An 18,927-nucleotide genomic window follows, 5' to 3' on the forward strand; every position below is an offset into this window, starting at 1 on the left:
AGCACTGCCATGAGCGATCCGGTAGAGGTCGACCCCGAGGGATTACGCCGCGCCGCAGACGAATTCGAGGATATCGCGGACCGCACCCGCTCCATCCTGGACACCCTGCGGGGCAATGCGGAGAGCAAGGGTGAACCGTGGGGCCACGACAAGACCGGCAAGCAGTTCGCCGAGGGCGAGAAGGGCTATCTGGCCGGGCGGGACAACACGTTCGACAGCCTGAAGAACCTGGTCACCGTCTTCGACGACAACGCCACGAATCTGCGGGACTCGGCGACTCAGTTCGAGAACGCCGACGAGTGGTGACCCGCCGAACGCCCTCGGCCTACCGCGAGAACCCGGTTCTCACTTCGTGGCAAACCCCCGGGAGCAGAAGTCCCAGACCTCACCGGCGGTAAGCGGATTCTGCGCGAGGCTCTCGTCGTCGGCGCTGCCGGCCGACTGCGCCGTGAACATCACGGTCTGCATCACCATGGCGGCCGCCCGGTGCGGCTCGAGGCCCGCGCGCAGCTGACCGGCCCGGTCGGCGCCCTCCATCAGCTCGGTGAACAGCGCCAGCAGCGGCGCGTGCGCGACCCTGACCTGGGTGGGGTGTGACAGCAGCAGCTGCGGGGCGAAATCGGTGAACAGCGGGCGCTGCGCGGCCGGATCGGGGCGGCACAGCTCGAACAGCAACTCGACGGTGACCTGGAGCTTGTCCAGGGGCTTCTTCTTCCCGTCGGCCGCGGCGCGCAGCTGTTCGGCGGTGCGGTTCAGCGCATCCTCGAACAGCGCGAGCAGCAGCTCGTGTTTACCGTCGAACTGCAGGTAGAAGCTGCGCAGCGACTGCCGCGAGCGGTCCACCACCTCCTGCACGGTGAAGTCGGTAGTGCCCTTCTCGGTGATGATGGCCTGGGCGGCGTCGAGGAACTTCTGCACGCGCTGCTCGGCCCGCCGCTTGGCGGTGCGCAGCGAGCGCTCGACGGCACGCTGTTTCCACGCGGGCTCTTCGCTCGGACTGGTCACAGGCGCCACGGTCCTCGGTCACGTGAAGAGAACATGATCGCACTGTACCGGAGAATGACGTGATACTCGGTTACCAGGTCGTGTGTCCACGATCATTCACTAGATTCTTATTTCTAAATCATGAGAATGATACTCTCGGACGGATCTGTCCTTTTCCCGTCCGATCAAGTGCTCAGCACAGTGCGAGATCAGGTGCTCGGCACAGTGTGGGATCAGGTGCTCGGCACGGTGCGGGATCAGGTGGTCAACACCGATGCCGCGGCGGTGCCGGGAGCGCCGTAGACCTGGGCATACCCCACCGTCGGCCGTCCGGGGACCTGCCGGTCGCCGGCGTGTCCGCGCAGTTGCAGCACGAGTTCGTAGACCTGCCGAATACCGGAGGCGCCGATGGGTTCGCCATTGGCGATGAGGCCGCCGTCGGTATTCACCGGAATCCGTCCGCCGATCTCGGTCGCACCCTCGGCGAGCAGTTTCTCCTGATCGCCGTCGGCGCAGAAACCGTTCTCGGCCATGTGAATGACCTCCGAACCCGCGTCGGTGTCCTGCAATTGGGCGACGCCGACGTCCTCGGGACCGACGCCGGCCGCCTCGTAGGCGGCGCGCGAGGCGTACACCGTCGGCGAGACGTCCTCATCGATGGCCGCCCAGGTGCTGTGCACCTCGTAGGCGCCGTAGCGGCGGGTGCGGATGGCCGTCGAGCGCAGGTAGATCGGCTTCGAGGTGTAGCGGGCGGCGAGATCGCCGCGGCACATGATCACGGCGGCGGCGCCCTCGTCGGGCGAGCAGAACATGTACTGCGTCAGCGGATAGTTCAGCACCGTGGAGGAGAGGATGTCGTCCTCGGCGATCGGCTTGCGGCGGAAGGCGTTCGGGTTCATCGCCCCGTTGCGGAAGTTCTTGGCGGCCACCTTGGCGAGCGTGCGCTGCGAGATGCCGTGCTGGTGGATATAGCGATTCGCCTTGATCCCGAAGAACTTCGTGGTGACGAACTGCCCGTTCTCCGCATACCAGGACGGCAGGCCGAGCTTGGCCGGGTCGTCGGTGAACGCGCCGCGCGGATGCTTGTCCATGCCGACCGCGATGCCGATGTCGTAGCGGCCCGACCGGATCGCCTCGGCGGTCTGCTCGATCGAGCTGGCCGCGGTCGCGCACGCGTTGAACACGTTGGTGAACGGGATTCCGGTGAGTCCCACCAGCCGGGTGACGGCGTCCGGGTTGCTCACCTCGTAGCTGCCGCCGAACCCGAACTGGATGTCCTTCCACTGCACGCCGGCGTCGCCGAGCGCGAGCTGGATCGCCTCGGCGCCCATCTCGATGGCGGTCTTGGGGAATCGGCCGAACGGATGCAGGCCCACGCCGATGATGGCAACGTCGTTCATCTCAAAGCTCCTTCTTGCCAAGCCTTTTCGTGCGGCCTAGGCGACCGGGGTGAATGCGCAGGTGAGGACCTCTTCGCCGGAGTCGTCGACGTAGAGCGGGACGAAGGTCAGCTCGACGTCCATGCCGAAGCGCAGCACCTCCGGATCCGCCTCGGTCAGCCGGGTTTCCACGCGCACGTCCTCGCCGAGCTGGACGAGGCCGATGCCGAACGGCTCGAAGTTGTCGGCGTTCTCCTTGCCGGCGTACGGCAGCTTCGGCACGAATCCCTGTGTGGTCCAGGCGATCAGCGTGCCGCGCCGGGGGAGCAGCAGGTCGGTCATGTCCGGCGCGCTGCAGCGCGGGCAGCGCGGCTGCCGGGGCCAGGTGGTCGCGGCGCACGCGTCGCAGCGGCTGCCGATCAACTGCGGGTTCCGGTCGGGCCAGGTCGAGACCTCTGGCGCGAGTGCCTTCGCCATCGGGCGTCCTCCGTGTTTCGTTCCGTGAGTTCTGTTGTGCCGCGGCGTGTCCGTCAGCCGCGGGTGCGCTCGAAAGCGTGCGGGATGCCCGAGTCGTGGTCGCCGTTGCGGCGGATGAAGGTCATCCGCCGCGTGCGGATCCGCCAGCCGTCGGCCGTGCGCGCGTAGGTGTCGGTGTAGTACCCGATGCGCATGTCGTGCGTGCTGTGGTCGATGAAGCACAGCGGTTGGGTGCCGGTGGCGGTGTCGCCGTCGATGTCGAGAGCCGGTGTGCCGGTGAGGAACAGGCCCTTCGGGGCGGCCGCGACCAGGTCCGGGAACAGGTCCAGGGTGTAGGTGTCGCCGAAGGCGCTGTAGGTGCCGTCGGGGGTGAACACCGCCAGCAGCCCGTCGATGTCGCCCTTGGTGATGGTCACCGTGTAGCGGGCGAGGGTCTGCTGGATCTCGAGCAGGTCATCGCTTCTCGACATCGGCTGTGCCGCCTTTCATGACTTTGCCGCCCTTCATCACGAACCGCACGTCCCGGGTGACGGTCATGTCCCGCAAGGGATCTCCGGGGACCGCGATGATGTCGGCGAGCAGCCCCTCGGCCAGCCGGCCGCGGTCGGGTGCGTCGATCAGGTCGGCGGCGTTCACGGTCGCCGCCCGCAGTACGTCGGCCGGGCTCAGCCCGCGTTCGACCAGTGCCACCAGCTCGTCGGCGTTGCGCCCGTGCGGGATCGCGGGGGCGTCGGTGCCGACCGCGATCCGCACGCCGGCCTCGTAGGCCGCCTTGACCGAGGCGCGTGCCTTCGGGAACATCTCGGCCGCCTTGGCCTTCAGCGCCTCGTCGGCCTTGGACATGTCCATCGCGTCGGCCAGCCGGGTGGTCGGCACCAGCCAGGTGTTCGCCTCGAGCATCAGCTTGATGGTCTCGTCGTCGATCAGGAAGCCGTGCTCGATGCAGTCGATACCCGCCGCGACGGCGTGCTTGACCGCGTCCGCGCCGTGCGTGTGGGCGGCGACCTTCAGGCCGCGCCGGTGCGCCTCGTCCACGATCGCGCGCAGTTCCTCGTCCGAATAGTGTTGCGCCCCAGGTGCTCCGGTGAGCGACATGACGCCGCCGGAGACGCAGATCTTGATCAGCTGGGCGCCGTGCTTGATCTGGTAGCGCACCGCCTTGCGGACCTCGTCGACGCCGTTGGCGATGCCCTCCTCGAGGGTCAGCTTCAGCACGTCGGGGGCGAAGGCGGAGAACATGGTCGGATCCAGGTGGCCGCCGGTGGGCGTGATGGCGTGGCCGGCCGGGACGATCCGGGGTCCCTCGATCCATCCCGCATCGATCGCCTTGCCGAGCGCCACGTCCAGCAGGTAGCCGCCGGTCTTCACGAACAGGCCCAGGTTGCGCACGGTGGTGAAGCCGGCGCGCAGCGTGCGGCGGGCATTGCCGACCGCGCGCAGCATGCGCAGCGCCGGATCGTCCTTCACGCTGGAGGACAGGCCCGTCTCGCCCCGGCCGCCCATCAGGAGGTTGACCTCCATATCCATCAGGCCGGGCAGCAGGACGGTATCGCCCAGATCGATGACCTCGTCGCCCGCGGCCTTGGCGGCCCCGCCGACGCCGGCGATCCGGTCGCCGTCGACGCGCAGTATGCCGGGCCGGACGATCTCACCGGATTCGACGTCCAGCAGGCCGGCGGCTCGCAGCGTGAGCATCAGCCCAGACCCGAGATGATCGCGACGTTGGTGTCGGCCGCGGCGTGCCGCAGCGGCTTCGCCTTCTCGTACTCGGGGGAGTTGTACCAGGCGCGGGCCGCCTCGACCGATTCGAATTCCAGGATGACGGTCTGGTCGCCGTGCCAGGTGCCCTCCAGGACGTCCGGTGTCGAGTCGACCGCGAGCACCCGCACACCGTTCGCGCCGGTCGCGGGGGCGGCGGCCTTGGCGTAGGCTTTCATGCCCTCCGGATCCTTGACTGCCTCGGTGAAGATGACGTAGCCCTTGGGCATTCAGACCACCTGCTCTCGGTCGGGGAATGGGGTGGCGGCCGGTGCGGCCGGGTCGGATTTCTTCGGCTCGACGCCGAAGGTGTTGTAGGCCATGGCCATCGTGGTGTAGCCGCCCACGGTGAAGATCAGATCCATGCGCTGGTCCTCGGTGAGGTGCTCGCCGAGTGCGGACCACACCGCGTCGGACAGGCAGAACTTCTCGCTGAGTTCGTCGACCGCGTCGAGCACGGCCTGCTCGAGCGGGTCGGCCAGCCGGCCGTTCCGCACACCGGTGATGTCGTCGCCGGACAGGCCGAGCTGCGGTGCCATGTCGACGTGGCTGTGCCACTCGTAGGCGCACTCGGTGCGGTGCGCCACCCGCAGGACCGCCAGCTCCCGCACGCGGTGCGGCAGGCTCGACTGGAACAGCAGGTAGACGCCGAACCTCAGGAACGCCTCGGTCAGGTCGGGGTGCCGGGCGAGGGTGGACATCGCGGGGCCGGCGCCGTCCGGGTTGCGGCGGTCGCGGGGCAGCAGCGGCCGCAGAGCGGCGCGGGTCCGGTCGTCCCACTGGTCGGCCGGAAGCGGCGGCAGGCGCATCCGCCCTCCTTTCACGAGAATCACATTCTCAAATTCTGATACTAGATTTCCACGAGGTGCTTCCGGAGTCAATCTCGCGCTCCGGCGGGAATCGTGCTAGCGCGGATCGATCAGGATCTTGCCGATGGCGCGGCCGTCCGCGACCTGCCGGAGGGCGCTCGCGGTCTCGCCGAGCGGGTAGGTCGCGCCGATGTGCGGCCGGATGCGGCCGGTGGCGAGCAGGGCGGTGAGTTCCTCGTCGTGGCGGCGGAACTCCTCCGGGCCGATGTCGCCGAACTGGAAGCCGAGGATCTGAATCCCCTTGACCAGCACCAGGTTCAGCGGGATCCGGGGGATGGTGCCGGAGGCGTAGCCGACGGTGACGAACCGGCCGCCGCGGCGCAGCGAGCGCAGCGCGGGTTCGGAGAGGTCGCCGCCGACCGGGTCGACGACCGCGTCGGCGCCCTCGGGCACCGTCGCGCGCAGCGCCTCCCGGAGTGCCCGGGCGTGGTCGTGTTCCGCACCGGATGCCTTGTGGTCGACCAGGTTCCGGGCGCCGCAGGACGCCGCCGCCTCGAGCTTCGCGGCCGAGGAGGCCACCGCGGTGACCTCGGCGCCCAGCAGCGCCGCCAGCTGCACCGCGGCCAGGCCGACGCCGCCGCCCGCGCCGAGCACGATCACGTGGTCGCCGGAGCCGACGCGGGCAACCGAACGCAGGGCGTGGTAGGCGGTCCGGTGCGCGACCCCGAAGGCGGCTGCGGTCCGGTCGTCGATGCCGTCGGGGATGCGCGCCACGGATCCGGTCGCGACGACCACCTCCTCGGCGAACGCGCCGTGCAGCACGGTACCGGTGACCCGGTCGCCGATCGCGAGGTTGCATGCGGTGTCGAGTTCACCCGCCGAGCCGGGGTCGTGTGCCGCGCCGAGGTCGCCCGCCGTGCCGAAGCTGTTTGCCCTGCCGAGGCCGGTGACCGCGCCGAGGTCGCCTGCTGTGCCGAGGTGGCTCGCTGCGCCGGAGTTGCCTGCCGTGTCCGGGTTGTCGGCTGAGCGGGTGTTGCTTGCCGTGCCGAGGCTGCTCACTCTACCGAAGTCGCTTGCGGCGTCCGGGTTGCCGACTGTGCCGGGGCCGCTTGTCGGGGCAAGGTCGTCCGGTGCGTCGCCGAGAGCTGTGACGACTCCGGCGAATTCGCTGCCCGGCACGAACGGGGGCGGCACGCTGATCTGGTACCGGTTGGCGATCAGCAGCACGTCCGGATAGTTGACCGCCGCGGCGGTGACCCGCACCCGCACCTGGCCCGGCGCCGGTCGCGGTGATGGAAGGTCTTGCACGCGAACGACTTCGGGCGGCCCATAAGCAGGGCAGACGGCGGCGCGCAAATCAGCGGCCCTGCCAGGCCGGGGGGCGTTTCTCGACGAACGCGCGGGCGCCCTCCTTCGCGTCCTCGCTGGCGAACACGGCGACCTGCAACTCCGGCAGCCGCAGGGCGGCGTCCGCGGGATCGGTGGCGGCGAGCCGGACGATTTCCTTGCACGCGGCCAGGCCCAGCGGGGCGTTCGCGGCGATCCGCTCGGCGAACTCCAGCGCCGCCGGCAGCACCCGGTCGGGTTCCACGACGGCGTTGATCAGCCCGAGCTCGTAACCGCGTGCCGCCGTGATCGGCTCGCCCGTCAGGGTCATCTCGAGCGCGATGCTCAGCGGGATGCGCGCGGCGACCGACGTCCCGCCGCCCCCGGGGAACAGCCCCCGCTTCACCTCGGGGAAGGCGAACTTCGCCGCGTCGGAGGCGATGATGAGGTCGGCCCCCAGCAGCAGCTCCAGCCCACCGCCGACCGCCGACCCGTTGGCGGCGCCGATCACGGGCACGGTGAGTTCCCCGCGCGAAAGCCGGTTGTAGGCAACGATATCCGCGTCGTGCTCGTCGAATGTCGCGCCCTCGGCGAAGGCCCGCAGATCCATCCCGGCACAGAACGCCCGGTCCCCGGACCCGGTGAGTACCAGGACGCGAACGTCCGGATCGCTCTCCGCGGTGGCGGCGGCCGCCCCGATGCCGCGCATCATGGGAATGGTCAAGGCATTCCGGGCCTCGGGGCGGTCGAGCCGCACCACCAGCACGGCTCCGCGCCGCTCGAGCTGTATTTCCGCAGTATCACTCACTGTCTGTCCTCACTGGTGCTGTACGACATCGACTTCTGGGGCGTCCCGACTTCTGGGGCGTCCCGGCGAGCCCGGCCCCCTCGAACGTGCGCCCTGCCCGCGCCGGTCTGCGCTGTGCTGGCCCTCGTCGGCCCGCGGTGTGGCTCGTTCATCGGTACTCGCTGGTCTCGGCCAGTTCGGCAGCTGAGCGCATGAGCTGGGGGACTATCGGGCCGAACGACTGGAGTTTCACGTCGTCGCCCGCGCGCTGGAAGCCCTGTTCCAGGACGATCGCGAGCTTCCACTTGGCGAGCACCAGGTAGTAGTCGAGGTCGTCGACCTGGCGTCCGGACACCTCGGCATAGTGTTCGGCCAGCCGGGTGCGGCTCGGCATTCCGGTCAGGTCGACGTAGCCGGCGGCGGCCTCGGGGCCGCTGGTGTCCTCCGGCCAGTCCTGCAGCATCCAGGCCAGGTCCAGCTTGGGGTCGCCGACGGTGCCCATCTCCCAGTCGACGATGGCGGCGAGCGTCGCGGGCGCGCCGTCGCGGAACATGACGTTGGCGAACTGGTAGTCGCCGTGCATGACGCCCGGGATGAAGTCCAGCGGCCGGTGGGTGCGCAGCCAGGTGGTGGCGGCGTGCATGCCGTCCAGCTCGCGGCCCTTGATCCGCTCGAAAAAGCCTGTCCAGCGGTCGACTTGACGTTCGTGGAAGCCGTCGGGGCGGCCCAGGTCGTGCAGGCCCACGCCGCGCCAGTCGACGTTCGACAGCAGCGCGATCCCCTCCGCCAGCCGATACGCCAGGCCCGTGCGCGCCCGCAGGTCGGCGTCGAACGGCGCCGGCCAGACCTTTCCGTACTCCATCGGCGACCAGCCCTCGACGAAGCCCATCAGATAGAACGTGCGCCCCAGGACGGCGGTGTCGGTGCAGACCGCGACAGCGGGTGTGTGCGGCACGTCGGTGCGGTCGAGGGCCTCGATGATGCGCCACTCCCGCACGATTCCCTTGTCCCGGTCGGCGGGTGCGTTCACCGGCGGGATGCGCAGCGCGCTGCGGTGCTCGCCGCGGCGGATCTCGTAGATCTCGTTCTGCGTGCCCCCGGACAGGAAGCGGGTGTGCAGCGGTTCTCCCGCCCCGGGCAGCCGCATGCGGTCCATCCACGCGGCCAGTCGCGCCCCGTCGATCGTCGGCGTCGTGTCGGTGCCTGCGTTCGCCGATGTGCCGGTCGCGTCGGTGTTCGCCGCTGTGCCGGTTGTGCCGGCGTTCGCCGCTGTGCCAGTTGTGTCGGCGTTCGCCTCGGTGCTCATCGGTTACCCAACTCGTGTTCCAGGTACTGCGCGTACTTCGCCAGTGCCGCTTCGCGTTTGCGCGGCAGCCACTGGGTGGGCCAGGTGTCGTCGGTGGGGGAGTGGTCGCGCAGTACCTGCTTGGCGACCGTGGCCTTGTGCACCTCGGTCGGCCCGTCGGCCAGGCCCATGACCCCCGCGCCGTGAATCATGCGGAAGAACGGCATCTCGTCGGTGACGCCCAGGGCGCCGTGCACCTGCATCGCGCGCCAGGCGATGTCGTGCAGCACCGTCGGCATGACCACCTTGACGGCCGCGATGTCCTTGCGCACCTTGCGGTAGTCGTTGTACTTGTCGATCTCCCAGGCGGTGTAGAGCACGAACAGCCGGAACTGCTGCAACTGCGCATAGGAGTCGGCGATGTAGCCCTGCACGAACTGCTTGTCCGCCAACCGGCTTCCCGCGGTCTCGCGGGACAGCGCGCGCTCGCACATCATGTCCAGCGCCGAGCGGGCCAGGCCGATGGTGCGCATGGCGTGGTGGATCCGGCCGCCGCCCAGCCGGGTCTGGGCGATGGCGAACGCCTTGCCCTCGCCGCCGAGCAGCGCCGCCGCCGGCACCCGGACGTTGTCGTAGTGGATGAGCGCGTGCTGGCCCGCATCGGGCGGGTCGCCGTACAGGCCCACGTCGCGGGCGATCTCGACGCCCGGGGTGTCGGCGGGCACCAGAAACATCGACATGCCCTGGTACACGGGCACATCCGGATCGGTGACCGCCATGACGATCAGGAACGACGCCGTCCTGGCGTTGGAGGAGAAGAACTTCCAGCCGTCGATGACCCAGTCGTCGCCGTCGCGCACCGCCCGGGTGGTGAACGTGGCCGGGTCGGCGCCGCCCTGCGGTTCGGTCATCGAATAGCAGGAGAACAGTTCGCCATCCAGTAATGGTTGCAGGTAGCGCCGCTTCTGCTCGGGTGTGCCGTAGTGGGCGATGATCTCGGCATTGCCGGTGTCGGGGGCCTGGCAGCCGAACACGATCGGCGCCCACGACGACCGGCCCAGAATCTCGTTGAGCAGCGCCAGTTTCAGCTGCCCGTACCCCTGCCCGCCGAGTTCGGGGCTCAAATGGGTGGCCCACAGCCCGTGCCGGTGGACCTCGTCCTTGAGCGGGTCGATCGCCTTGCGCCGGGCGCCCTCCAGGGGCACGAACTGCTCGTGCGGCCAGACCAGATCGAGCGGTTCCACTTGTTCCCGGACGAACTCGTCGGCCCAATCCAGCTGCGCCCGGTACTCCGGATCGGTCTCGAAATCCCACGCCATATTGAGACCTCCTCTCCTGTATGAGAATATGCTTCTCGATACCAAGAATGCAATTCTGAGATCGTTGGTCCGCCGGGGAGGTGCCGATGCCGGCAGAGGTGATCACGACGGGTGCGTGCCGCGGCAGCCGGAGGCCCGTTCGTCGAATCGCGGTGCGGCCGTGACGTCCTCGGGCGATGTGGCCGGCCGGATCGCTCGCCGGTCGCTGGCCGGGCGGGAGGCGAGCTACGCCGGCGAGGTGCGCCGATTGCTCGATGCCGCGCTGGAGTTGATGCGGGTCGGCGGCATCGCCGCGCGGCCGCGGGTCGCCGACATCGTGGCGGCGGCCGGGTTGTCCAACGACGCCTTCTATCGGCATTTCCGGTCCAAGGACGCGTTGGTGGAGGCGCTGCTGGAGGACGGCGCGGATCGGCTGCGCGGTTACGTGGCGCACCGGATGGGCAAGCAGGGGGCGCCGGAGGCCCGGGTGCGCGCGTGGGTGACGGCCGTGTTGCGGCAGGCCGGGGCCGATACGGCGGCCACGACCAGGGCCGTGCTGTGGAACGCCGGCGGTGGCGGCGCGGGGCTCGCCCGCGGCTCGGCGGTGCCCGTCGCGCGCCTGGCGCCGCTGTTGCACGGGCCGTTCGCCGAACTGGGCAGTGCCGATCCGGAATTCGACGCCTCGCTGGCCGCCCACGCGACGATCGGCCTGCTCGCCGACTTCCTGCGGCGGTGCGTCGAGCCGGCCGATGCCGATGTCGACCGGGTTACCGCGTTCTGCCTGCGAACCGCCCGGTCCGGCCGGAGCTGACGGCCCCCGCGCCGGTGTCGTGGGGGCTTACGCCGTTGCTCGGGTGTCGATGGGGGGCCGTGCGGTCGCCGGCGTTGTCCGGTCCGGACGACAAGAATAACCGTCTCTCAAGTGAGAACCATACTCTCACGTATGTGGGAATCAGGCTCTGCCGGTCGGGTTGCGGTGGGATGTCCGAAGGGCCGAACCCCCCGTCGGCCGCCCGGTTCCGAGGGTGTTGCCGAGGGTGGAATATTGCTACAGTCCCTCTGTGATGAATGTATCATTCTCCTTCAGTGAGAATGGACCTTTCCCACTCGAAGAGGAGGCGGGATGTCAGGACTTCCCTCGACCGGCCTGGCCTCGGATACCGGACGGATCCACAGCCCCCACGCTGAACGAGTGCTCAGCATAGCGGATCGCCCGGCGAAACCTCTGGTGGCGACGCCCCGGCCCAGCGGCGTCGCGCAACACCGGACCATCGGCATCTGGGAGGTAACGATGACCGACGCTGCGTATCGCGCCGCGAGGGAAGTAGAACAGTGATGGCCGCGCCGTCGGTCGCGCCACACGAGATCACCGGGCGGTCCGCGACCGGTGAGATCACGGGGTGGGTTCGCGGATATCTGCGCCGGCATCCGGTCGCCTCGCTGGAGACGGTCGGGAGCCAGGTGGTGCTGGCCGTGCAGGCCATCCGGTACCTGGTGGTCGATATCGTGCGCGGGCAGTTCCCGTTCCGGGAGTTCGTGTTGCAGTCGGTGTTCATGGCGAAGACGGCGTATCTGCCGACGATCGCGGTGGCGTTGCCGATCAGTGCGACGATGTCGATCCAGTTCGGTCTGCTGGCCGGGCAGGTCGGTGCCACGTCGCTGGCCGGTGCGGCCGGTGGTCTCGCGGTGATCCGGCAGGCCGCGCCCATGGTGACGGCCATTCTGCTGGCGGCCGCGGTGGGTTCGGCGATCTGCTCGGATCTGGGCGCCCGCAAGATCCGCGACGAGATCGACGCCCTGGAGGTCATGGGCGTGTCCGCGCTGCGGGCGCTGGTGGTGCCGCGGCTGGCGGCGGGCATCGTCGTCGCCCTCGGGCTGACCGGGCTGAGCGCGTTCGTCGGATTCCTGGCCGGCTATCTGTTCAATGTCTATCTGCAGGACGGCACGCCGGGTAGCTATCTGGCGACGTTCTCGTCGTTCGCGCGGGTCGGTGATCTGTATCTGGCCATGGTGAAGGCCGTGGTGTTCGGGATCATCGTGACGGTCGTGTCGTGCCAGAAGGGCTTGAGTACCAAGGGGGGTCCCGGTGGTGTCGCCAATTCCGTCAACGCGGCGGTGGTCGCGTCGATCATCATGCTGATGCTGGTGAACGCGGGCTTCACCGAGCTGTACACGATCCTGTTCCCGAGGACGACGCTCTGATGGCCTCGCGATACTATCCGCCAGGGGTCCGGCCGGTACTGGCCGCCGGGGCCTCGGTCTCGAACCCCGTTGCGCGCCTGGGGTATATGGTCACCTTCTTCGTGCGGGTGCTGACCGGTATCCCGGTGGTGCTGCGGCACTACCGCGCGGAGTTCCTGAAGATCCTGTCGAACGTGACGTGGGGCAACGGCTCCATCGTCGTGGGCGGCGGGACCGGGCAGGTCATTCTCGTGCTCGGGGCCGCGGCGGGGGCGATCGTCGGGATCGAGGGGTTCAGTGCGCTGAAGCTGCTGGGGATGGCGCCGGCGACGGGCATGATCGCCTCGACGGCGGTGACCCGCGAGCTGGCGCCGATCATGGCCTCGATCGCGTTCGCGGCGCAGGCGGGCTGCCGGTTCACCGCGCAGCTGGGGTCGATGCGGATCTCCGAGGAGATCGACGCGCTGGACTCGATCGCGATCCGCCCGATCCCGTATCTGGTGACGACGCGGATGCTGGCCTCGATCGTGGCGATGGTGCCGTTGTTCCTGGCCTGCCTGGCGTTCAGCTATCTGGCCGTGGAGATCGTCGTCGGGCTGTCGGGCGGGCAGTCGCCGGGGACCTACGAACACTATTTCCGTCTGGTGCTCAGCAGTACCGACATCATCTATTCCCTGTCGAAGGCCGTGGTCTTCGTCATCCTCACCACGACGATCCAGTGTTACTTCGGTTTCTACGCCTCGGGTGGCCCGCAGGGGGTCGGGGTGGCGGCCGGGCGTGCGATGCGCGCCAGTATCACGGTGATGATCTTCGTGAACCTGTTGATGACGATGACCCTGTGGGGCTTCGACGCCGGCGCGAGAATCAGTGGGTAGCAGCAGATGTCGATTGCATTCGAATCCGACGGCAAGGTACTGCCCAATTGGAAGCTGTTCCTGCGGGGGCTCGCGTTCCTGGTGGTGGTCGCGGTCGTGACCGGCGTGATGGTCGCCCGGTCCCAGGGCGCCTTCCGGGAGACCGTGCGGGTCACCGCGGAACTGGTCAACGTGGGTGACGGCCTGCCGGCGAAATCCGATGTGAAGTATCAGGGCGTGCTGGTCGGTCAGGTGACCGAGGTGACCCCGTCCACCGACGGCGGGCCCAACTACGTGCACATCGACATGAAACCCGGTTTCGTGTCCGGGATCCCGGGGACGGTGACCGCGCGCGTGGTGCCCAGCAACGTCTTCGCGGTGCCGTCGATCCAGCTGGTCTACAACGGCGCGGGCAAGCCGCTCGCGGCCGGTGCGCGCATCCCCGAGGACCGCAGCCAGGCCACCGTCCGGCTGCAGACCTCGCTGACCGCGCTGAGCCGGATCGCCGCCGCCGCAGGACGTTCCGGTTCGGATCCGACGCTCGGCATCCTGGCCGTCGTGGAGCGCGCCACCGCCGGGCACGGCACCGACGCGGTCCGGGCGGGCGCCGAGCTGACCCGGATCTCGCGGGAACTCAACGCGGCCATGGTGCCGGACGGGACGGGCTCCACGCTCGATGCGCTGTCCCAGGCCCTGGACGGGTTGCGCACCTCGGCGCCCGACCTGCTCGGCGCCGTGCACAGCGCGGTGGCCCCGCTGCGCACGGTGGCGGAGAACCGGGATCAGCTGGCGACCCTGCTGGGCGCCGGCCTGACCACGACCGGAACGGTGGGAGCCGGGCTGGAGAACCGGATCGGGACCATCACCGACGTCACCGGCAAGCTGGGCCCCGCGCTCGGCGTAATCGCCGACGGCAGCCCGAACTTCGCGCAGATGGCCACCTCGCAGAGCCAGATGTCCTACGACTTCATGAAGCTGTGGGACGAGGGCGACCAGAACATCAACGCCAAGATCATCCTCGAGCTCACGCCGCACCGGCCGTATACCCGGGCCGACTGCCCGCGCTACGGCAACCTCGAGGGGCCCAGCTGCCGGAGCGGCCCGCCCGGCGACCAGACCATCATCGGGCCCAACGCGACGCCCGCGAGCGCTCCGACCGTGATCGGCGGCAACGTGGGCGGGATCGGCAGCAAGCAGGAGCAGGAACAGATCGCGGCGCTGCTCGGCATCGCGCCCAACTCCGCGGCCGACATCCTGCTGGGCCCGCTGCTGCGGGGCAACGACGTGCGGCTGACTCCGGCCCCGGGCGCACCGGCCGATGCCGCGCCCGCTCCGCCCGCACCGACACCTGCTCTGCCCGCACCGATACCTGGTCTGCCCCTACCGATTCCGGGCCTGCCCGCCCCTGTACCCGGCATCCCCGCACCGACAGGAGAGCCCCGATGAGCTACCGTAAGCCGCTGATCGGCCTGATCCTGTTCCTGGTGGTGTCGATCGGGCTGACCTGGATGATGTATGTGACGTTGTCGCGCAGCGTGAGTGGGAAGACCGACACCTACTCGGCGATCTTCACCGATGTGTCCGGACTGCACGCCGGTGACGACGTGCGCATGGCCGGCGTGCGGGTGGGCCGGGTGCAGGCCGTCGACCTCGACGGCGTGCGCGCGAAGGTGACCTTCGAGGTGCAGCAGGGCCAGAAGGTGTACGGCAATACCGCGGCCTCGGTCACGTATCAGAATCTGATCGGGCAGCGGTACGTCGGACTGTCGTTGCGGGAGTTCGGCGATCCGAAGGTGCTGTCGCCGGGCGGGCAGATCCCGGTGGAGCACACCGAGCCCTCGTTCGATATCTCCAAGCTGCTCAACGGATTCGAGCCGCTGTTCAGTGTGCTCGATCCGCAGCAGGTCGACAACATCAGCGCGGCGGTGGTGCGGGCGCTGCAGGGCGACGACGGCGCGGTGACCACGTTGATCGCCGAAACCGCTTCGCTCGCAGAGGCATTCGCGGGGCCGGACCAGATCCTGGGTCAGGTCATCGACAATCTCAGCGGGGTGCTCGGCGACCTGTCGCAGCAGAGCGCCAACCTGCAGACCGTGCTACAGCAGACGCACCGGATCTTCGACGGCCTGGCGCAGCACCGCGACCAGCTGTTCCAGCAGGTCGACGCGATCTCCGGCACGCTGAGCCGGGCCGCGGCCGTGGTGCAGGGGGCGAGCCCGTCGCTCAACCAGTTCATGGACCGCGAACCGGGCTTCGCCGAGCACTTCGTGCAGGGCAAGGACAAGTTCGCGGTCGTGGGCTTCAATCTGCCGTTCCTGCTCAAGGGATTGGCCCGGATCACCAACAACGGCGCCTATCTCGACGCCTACGTCTGCGACGTCAAGGTGAGCATGCTTCCCGGGGTCGACCCGTTGATGTCGCAGATTCTGGGGGCGACCACCCCCAGCGGCAAGGTCGAGAACTCGGCGATCTGTAGGTGAGGAGGCGATGGTGACACGACTGAACCGGATGTGGCGGCGGTTGCGCGACCGCCCGATCGAGGAGCACAGCAGGCTGCGGATCGGCATCGCCGCGCTCACCGTGCTCGCGGTGGTGCTCGGGGTGACGATCTTCCTGAACTCGCTGCACCTCGGCCAGGAGACCTACCGCGCGGACTTCGCGCAGGCGGCCGGGGTGGACGCCGGTGACGGCGTGACCCTCGCCGGCATCCAGGTCGGCACCGTCACCGGGACGAAGCTGGCGGGAGACCACGTGGTGGTGACCATGAAGCTGGATCGCGGCCTGCCGCTGGGCGCCGACACCGGGGCCGCCATCAAGCTGACCACGCTGCTGGGATCGCGGTACGTCGAACTCCGCCCGGCCGGTTCGGGCCGACTGCCGGACAACTCGATCGCGTTGTCGCGCACCGAGGTTCCCTACGACCTGGAGACCGCGCTGCAGAACGCGACCACGACGTTCAACAGTATCGATGCCGACCGGATCGCGCAGACCATGAGCACGCTGACCGATCAGCTGCGCGGCACCCCGGCGCTGATGCCGGAGACGCTGCGGAACATGAAGACCCTCGCGACTGTGATCGCCGACCGGCGCGCGCAGATCGGCACGCTGCTCACCAGCACCGAACAGGTCACCACGGTGCTGCGAGATCAGCAGGGCGAACTGGCGGGGATGGTCGACCAGGGCCGGAACGTGTTGCAGCAGCTCATTTCCCGGCAACAGGCGATCGAGGGCCTGCTGCACGCCGCGACCGTCCTGATCCAGCAGCTGCATCCGATCGCGGTGGGCGACGAGCAGGAGATCCAGCAGCTGCTCGACAACCTGACGCAGATGACCGGGATGATCGCCGGCCACGACGATCTGCTGCGCAACATCCTGCAGATCCTGCCGGTGCCGTGGCGGCTGTTCGCCAATGCCACCGGGACCGGTCAGGAACTGGTGGGCAACGGGCCGGACGGCGCCTTCATCGACTCCTTCATGTGCGCGCTGAGCGGATACGCGCAGCAGGTGAACCAGCCCACATACCTCCAGGACTGCAAATGAGCAATGTGATTCGAGGAGTGCAGCTGGCGGCCGTCGCGCTGCTCGGCGCGATCGTGGCGGGCGCGTGTTCGAGCGGTCCGCTGGGCGGGGTGACCGATTCGTCGATCACGGTGACCGCGCAGTTCGCGAACGCGAACGGCCTGTACGTCGGCAATCCGGTGTCGGTGCTGGGCATGAAGGTCGGCAAGGTCGCCGATATCCGGCCGCGCGGGCCGCACGTCGACGTCACCATGGATGTCGACAAGTGGGTCAAGATCCCCGCCGACGCCCAGGCGGTGACCGTCTCGGATTCCGTGCTGACCGACCGGCACATCGAGTTCACCCCGGTCTACCGCGGGGGCCCGGCCCTGGCCGACCACGCCGTCCTGACCGCCGACCGCACCCGGGTTCCGGTGGAGTTCGACAGCCTGCTGGCGATGGCCGAGAAGCTGTCCACCTCGCTGGGCACCAACCAGAACGGCCAGGGCCCGGTGGCCGGCCTGCTCGACGTCGGCTCGCAGATCGCCACCGGCAACGGCAACGATCTGCGCGACGCGATGAGCGAACTGTCGCGCGCGCTGCAACTGGGCCCCGACAACGGCGAGGCGACCCGCGCCGCGGTGACGAAGGTGGTGCAGAACCTCGACACCCTCACCGCCGCCGCCTCCCGCAACGATCAGGCGCTGCGCGAATTCGGTTCCGGCGTACGGCAACTCAGCGACATCCTCGCGGACCAGAACCTCGGCACCGGCGACACCGGGGCGAAGCTCAACGAGATCATGATCCGGATGACCGCGCTGCTGGAGCGCAATCAGGGCAATCTGCGGAATACGATGGCGAATTCGAACACGATGACCACGTCGCTGAAGGATTACAACGACAATCTCGCCGAATTCCTCGACGTCTTCCCGCTCGTGGCCGACAACGCCTACAACGCGATCGACCCGAACCTGAAGGCGTTGCGCGGCACCGTGGGCTTGGACAAATTCCTCCTGGACGGGCAGATGCTGAAGTCGGTGTGCAATTTGCTCGGTCTGCGGGAGCTCGGCTGTGCGACCGGAACCGCGCGTGATATGGGGCCGGATTTCGGTATCGGCCAGATGCTTTCCGTGATCGCGGGAGCACCGCCGAAATAGCAGGGATGGCAGATATGGGGATGAAATTCGGTCCGAAACAGCGTGGTGCGAAAGCATGCCTGCTCGGCGTCGCCGCGACGGTGGCCGTGTCGACGGCCGGGTGTTCGGTGAGTCTGGATCGGCTGCCGTTGCCGGCGCCGAGTGTGGATGGTTATGCGCTGACGGCGACGTTCGCGAATGCGCTGAATCTGCCGTCGAAGGCGAAGGTGCGGCTCAACGGCGCCGATGTGGGCGAGGTCGAGTCGATGCAGGCGCAGGACTACACGGCGGTGGTGTCGATGCGTATCCGGTCGGGTGTGCTGTTGCCGGCGGGGACCACCGCGGAGCTGCGGTCGGCGACGCCGATGGGTGATGTGTTCGTCGCGCTGACACCGCCCGCGCAGCCGGTGGCCGGTGCCCCGGATCTCGGTGACGGCGCGAGTATTCCGGTCGGGCAGACGTCGGCGGCGGCGACGATCGAGGAGGTCCTCACCCGGGCCTCGCTGCTGGTCAACGGCGGGGCGATCGAGAACATGACGAGCCTGGTGAACAGTCTCGGGGAGGCGGTCGGCGGGCGTGGTGACCGGCTGGCGGACATGATCGGCCAGACCCGGGAGCTGGTGAACAATCTGGCGGCGCGGTCCGGCCGGATCCGTGAGGTACTGGCCGCGACGGGTGATCTGAGTGCGACGATGGCCGCGCAGCGGCAGGGTGTCACCGACGCGATGGCCTCGGCCGGGCCGGCGTTGCAGACCATCGGTGACAACACGCAGAACATCGTGGATCTGGTCGGTCAGGTGAACCGGATCACCGGCCAGATCGCGACGTTCCCGTCGATCCAGGGCACCAACGACGGCAGCCTCATCGAATCGGTGAACAAACTGTCCGAAGGACTGAACGTCGCGGCGAATACGCCCGGCGCGAACCTCGATGCGCTCATCTCGAACATTCCGCTCATCATGAAGGTGACGAATGCCGGGTCCGCGCACGTGAATGTCGACATCGCCAGGCTGGCGATCGGCACGGTCCCGGACCCGAACACCCCCGCCGACTCCGGCGCCAGACCACTCGACGCCACCGACTGGACGAATTTCGTCGGGTCGCTGACCTACACACTCAACCGTCTGAAGGACAGAGTCGAGCCGCCCCGATGAG

Annotated in this window: 20 protein-coding genes; 9 read left to right on the plus strand and 11 right to left on the minus strand. The window is 68.7% G+C overall.

Annotated features, from left to right (window positions below; genetic code table 11):
• Positions 1–9 precede the first annotated feature (9 nt).
• A complete protein-coding gene (locus tag D892_RS0127535) occupies positions 10–306 on the plus strand; it encodes a WXG100 family type VII secretion target (protein ID WP_024804326.1) in 297 nt (98 codons plus the stop codon).
• A 39-nt stretch (positions 307–345) separates the two neighbouring features.
• On the opposite strand, the gene D892_RS0127540 is transcribed toward D892_RS0127535, so the two are convergent.
• The 11 genes from D892_RS0127540 to D892_RS0127590 form a co-directional block, all read right to left on the minus strand.
• Positions 346–1,005: a TetR/AcrR family transcriptional regulator gene (locus D892_RS0127540; RefSeq protein ID WP_024804327.1), complete on the minus strand. Its 660-nt coding sequence runs from the start codon at positions 1,003–1,005 to the stop codon at positions 346–348.
• Positions 1,006–1,241: 236 nt separating this feature from the next.
• Positions 1,242–2,384 (minus strand): thiolase family protein, encoded by a 1,143-nt coding sequence (locus D892_RS0127545; protein ID WP_024804328.1) that lies wholly within the window; start codon positions 2,382–2,384, stop codon positions 1,242–1,244.
• Positions 2,385–2,420: 36 nt separating this feature from the next.
• On the minus strand, positions 2,421–2,840 hold the full coding sequence (locus D892_RS0127550; RefSeq protein WP_024804329.1) for a Zn-ribbon domain-containing OB-fold protein: 420 nt from the start codon (positions 2,838–2,840) through the stop codon (positions 2,421–2,423).
• A gap of 53 nt (positions 2,841–2,893) precedes the next feature.
• Positions 2,894–3,310 carry a nuclear transport factor 2 family protein gene (locus D892_RS0127555; protein WP_024804330.1) on the minus strand — a complete coding sequence of 139 codons (417 nt, stop codon included), beginning with the start codon at positions 3,308–3,310 and terminating at the stop codon, positions 2,894–2,896.
• A complete protein-coding gene (locus tag D892_RS0127560; RefSeq protein ID WP_024804331.1) occupies positions 3,294–4,535 on the minus strand; it encodes an amidohydrolase family protein in 1,242 nt (413 codons plus the stop codon). Before D892_RS0127560 ends, D892_RS0127555 begins: the two co-directional genes overlap by 17 nt.
• On the minus strand, positions 4,535–4,828 hold the full coding sequence (locus tag D892_RS0127565; RefSeq protein WP_024804332.1) for a DUF1330 domain-containing protein: 294 nt from the start codon (positions 4,826–4,828) through the stop codon (positions 4,535–4,537). Before D892_RS0127565 ends, D892_RS0127560 begins: the two co-directional genes overlap by 1 nt.
• Positions 4,829–5,407 carry a carboxymuconolactone decarboxylase family protein gene (locus D892_RS0127570; protein ID WP_024804333.1) on the minus strand — a complete coding sequence of 193 codons (579 nt, stop codon included), beginning with the start codon at positions 5,405–5,407 and terminating at the stop codon, positions 4,829–4,831.
• A 96-nt stretch (positions 5,408–5,503) separates the two neighbouring features.
• Complete coding sequence (locus D892_RS45665; protein ID WP_369801776.1) at positions 5,504–6,715, minus strand: zinc-binding dehydrogenase; 1,212 nt, start codon at positions 6,713–6,715, stop codon at positions 5,504–5,506.
• 49 nt (positions 6,716–6,764) lie between these two features.
• Complete coding sequence (locus D892_RS0127580) at positions 6,765–7,541, minus strand: enoyl-CoA hydratase/isomerase family protein (RefSeq protein WP_024804335.1); 777 nt, start codon at positions 7,539–7,541, stop codon at positions 6,765–6,767.
• A gap of 148 nt (positions 7,542–7,689) precedes the next feature.
• Positions 7,690–8,676 (minus strand): phosphotransferase family protein, encoded by a 987-nt coding sequence (locus D892_RS0127585; protein ID WP_051499918.1) that lies wholly within the window; start codon positions 8,674–8,676, stop codon positions 7,690–7,692.
• Between the two features lie 146 nt (positions 8,677–8,822).
• On the minus strand, positions 8,823–10,124 hold the full coding sequence (locus D892_RS0127590; protein ID WP_024804337.1) for an acyl-CoA dehydrogenase family protein: 1,302 nt from the start codon (positions 10,122–10,124) through the stop codon (positions 8,823–8,825).
• A 160-nt stretch (positions 10,125–10,284) separates the two neighbouring features.
• On the opposite strand from D892_RS0127590, the gene D892_RS0127595 reads away from it, so the two are divergent.
• The 8 genes from D892_RS0127595 to D892_RS0127635 all read left to right on the plus strand — a co-directional run bounded on the left by D892_RS0127595 (position 10,285) and on the right by D892_RS0127635 (position 18,926).
• The gene (locus tag D892_RS0127595) at positions 10,285–10,914 is read left to right on the plus strand and encodes a TetR/AcrR family transcriptional regulator (RefSeq protein WP_036570034.1); all 630 of its coding nucleotides are present in this window, start codon (positions 10,285–10,287) and stop codon (positions 10,912–10,914) included.
• Between the two features lie 524 nt (positions 10,915–11,438).
• Positions 11,439–12,305 carry an ABC transporter permease gene (locus tag D892_RS0127605; RefSeq protein ID WP_051499924.1) on the plus strand — a complete coding sequence of 289 codons (867 nt, stop codon included), beginning with the start codon at positions 11,439–11,441 and terminating at the stop codon, positions 12,303–12,305.
• Complete coding sequence (locus D892_RS0127610) at positions 12,305–13,159, plus strand: ABC transporter permease (protein WP_024804340.1); 855 nt, start codon at positions 12,305–12,307, stop codon at positions 13,157–13,159. The genes D892_RS0127605 and D892_RS0127610 overlap by 1 nt, the downstream gene beginning before the upstream one ends.
• Before the next feature lie 6 nt (positions 13,160–13,165).
• On the plus strand, positions 13,166–14,584 hold the full coding sequence (locus tag D892_RS0127615) for an MlaD family protein (protein WP_024804341.1): 1,419 nt from the start codon (positions 13,166–13,168) through the stop codon (positions 14,582–14,584).
• Positions 14,581–15,618, plus strand: a complete 1,038-nt coding sequence (locus tag D892_RS0127620) for an MCE family protein (RefSeq protein WP_024804342.1) — start codon at positions 14,581–14,583, stop codon at positions 15,616–15,618. Before D892_RS0127615 ends, D892_RS0127620 begins: the two co-directional genes overlap by 4 nt.
• Positions 15,619–15,625: 7 nt before the next feature.
• On the plus strand, positions 15,626–16,678 hold the full coding sequence (locus D892_RS0127625) for an MCE family protein (protein ID WP_024804343.1): 1,053 nt from the start codon (positions 15,626–15,628) through the stop codon (positions 16,676–16,678).
• Positions 16,675–17,793, plus strand: coding sequence for an MCE family protein (locus D892_RS0127630; protein ID WP_024804344.1), 1,119 nt, complete (start codon positions 16,675–16,677; stop codon positions 17,791–17,793). The genes D892_RS0127625 and D892_RS0127630 overlap by 4 nt, the downstream gene beginning before the upstream one ends.
• A 14-nt stretch (positions 17,794–17,807) precedes the next feature.
• On the plus strand, positions 17,808–18,926 hold the full coding sequence (locus tag D892_RS0127635; RefSeq protein ID WP_369801777.1) for an MlaD family protein: 1,119 nt from the start codon (positions 17,808–17,810) through the stop codon (positions 18,924–18,926).
• Position 18,927: the final 1 nt, after the last annotated feature.

It is taken from the genome of Nocardia sp. BMG51109 (genome assembly GCF_000526215.1).
Taxonomy (GTDB): domain Bacteria; phylum Actinomycetota; class Actinomycetes; order Mycobacteriales; family Mycobacteriaceae; genus Nocardia.

What these genes read in the sequence shown, in the direction of transcription:
- D892_RS0127555 (WP_024804330.1), bottom strand. Translation starts at nt 3,310, where the DNA reads ATGTCGAGAAGCGATGACCTGCTCGAGATCCAGCAGACCCTCGCCCGC.
- D892_RS0127615 (WP_024804341.1), top strand. Translation starts at nt 13,166, where the DNA reads ATGTCGATTGCATTCGAATCCGACGGCAAGGTACTGCCCAATTGGAAG.
- D892_RS0127560 (WP_024804331.1), bottom strand. Translation starts at nt 4,535, where the DNA reads ATGCTCACGCTGCGAGCCGCCGGCCTGCTGGACGTCGAATCCGGTGAG.
- D892_RS0127550 (WP_024804329.1), bottom strand. Translation starts at nt 2,840, where the DNA reads ATGGCGAAGGCACTCGCGCCAGAGGTCTCGACCTGGCCCGACCGGAAC.
- D892_RS0127635 (WP_369801777.1), top strand. Translation starts at nt 17,808, where the DNA reads ATGGGGATGAAATTCGGTCCGAAACAGCGTGGTGCGAAAGCATGCCTG.
- D892_RS0127610 (WP_024804340.1), top strand. Translation starts at nt 12,305, where the DNA reads ATGGCCTCGCGATACTATCCGCCAGGGGTCCGGCCGGTACTGGCCGCC.
- D892_RS0127625 (WP_024804343.1), top strand. Translation starts at nt 15,626, where the DNA reads ATGGTGACACGACTGAACCGGATGTGGCGGCGGTTGCGCGACCGCCCG.
- D892_RS0127570 (WP_024804333.1), bottom strand. Translation starts at nt 5,407, where the DNA reads ATGCGCCTGCCGCCGCTTCCGGCCGACCAGTGGGACGACCGGACCCGC.
- D892_RS0127585 (WP_051499918.1), bottom strand. Translation starts at nt 8,676, where the DNA reads ATGGACCGCATGCGGCTGCCCGGGGCGGGAGAACCGCTGCACACCCGC.
- D892_RS0127620 (WP_024804342.1), top strand. Translation starts at nt 14,581, where the DNA reads ATGAGCTACCGTAAGCCGCTGATCGGCCTGATCCTGTTCCTGGTGGTG.
- D892_RS0127545 (WP_024804328.1), bottom strand. Translation starts at nt 2,384, where the DNA reads ATGAACGACGTTGCCATCATCGGCGTGGGCCTGCATCCGTTCGGCCGA.
- D892_RS0127565 (WP_024804332.1), bottom strand. Translation starts at nt 4,828, where the DNA reads ATGCCCAAGGGCTACGTCATCTTCACCGAGGCAGTCAAGGATCCGGAG.
- D892_RS0127535 (WP_024804326.1), top strand. Translation starts at nt 10, where the DNA reads ATGAGCGATCCGGTAGAGGTCGACCCCGAGGGATTACGCCGCGCCGCA.
- D892_RS0127630 (WP_024804344.1), top strand. Translation starts at nt 16,675, where the DNA reads ATGAGCAATGTGATTCGAGGAGTGCAGCTGGCGGCCGTCGCGCTGCTC.
- D892_RS0127590 (WP_024804337.1), bottom strand. Translation starts at nt 10,124, where the DNA reads ATGGCGTGGGATTTCGAGACCGATCCGGAGTACCGGGCGCAGCTGGAT.
- D892_RS0127605 (WP_051499924.1), top strand. Translation starts at nt 11,439, where the DNA reads ATGGCCGCGCCGTCGGTCGCGCCACACGAGATCACCGGGCGGTCCGCG.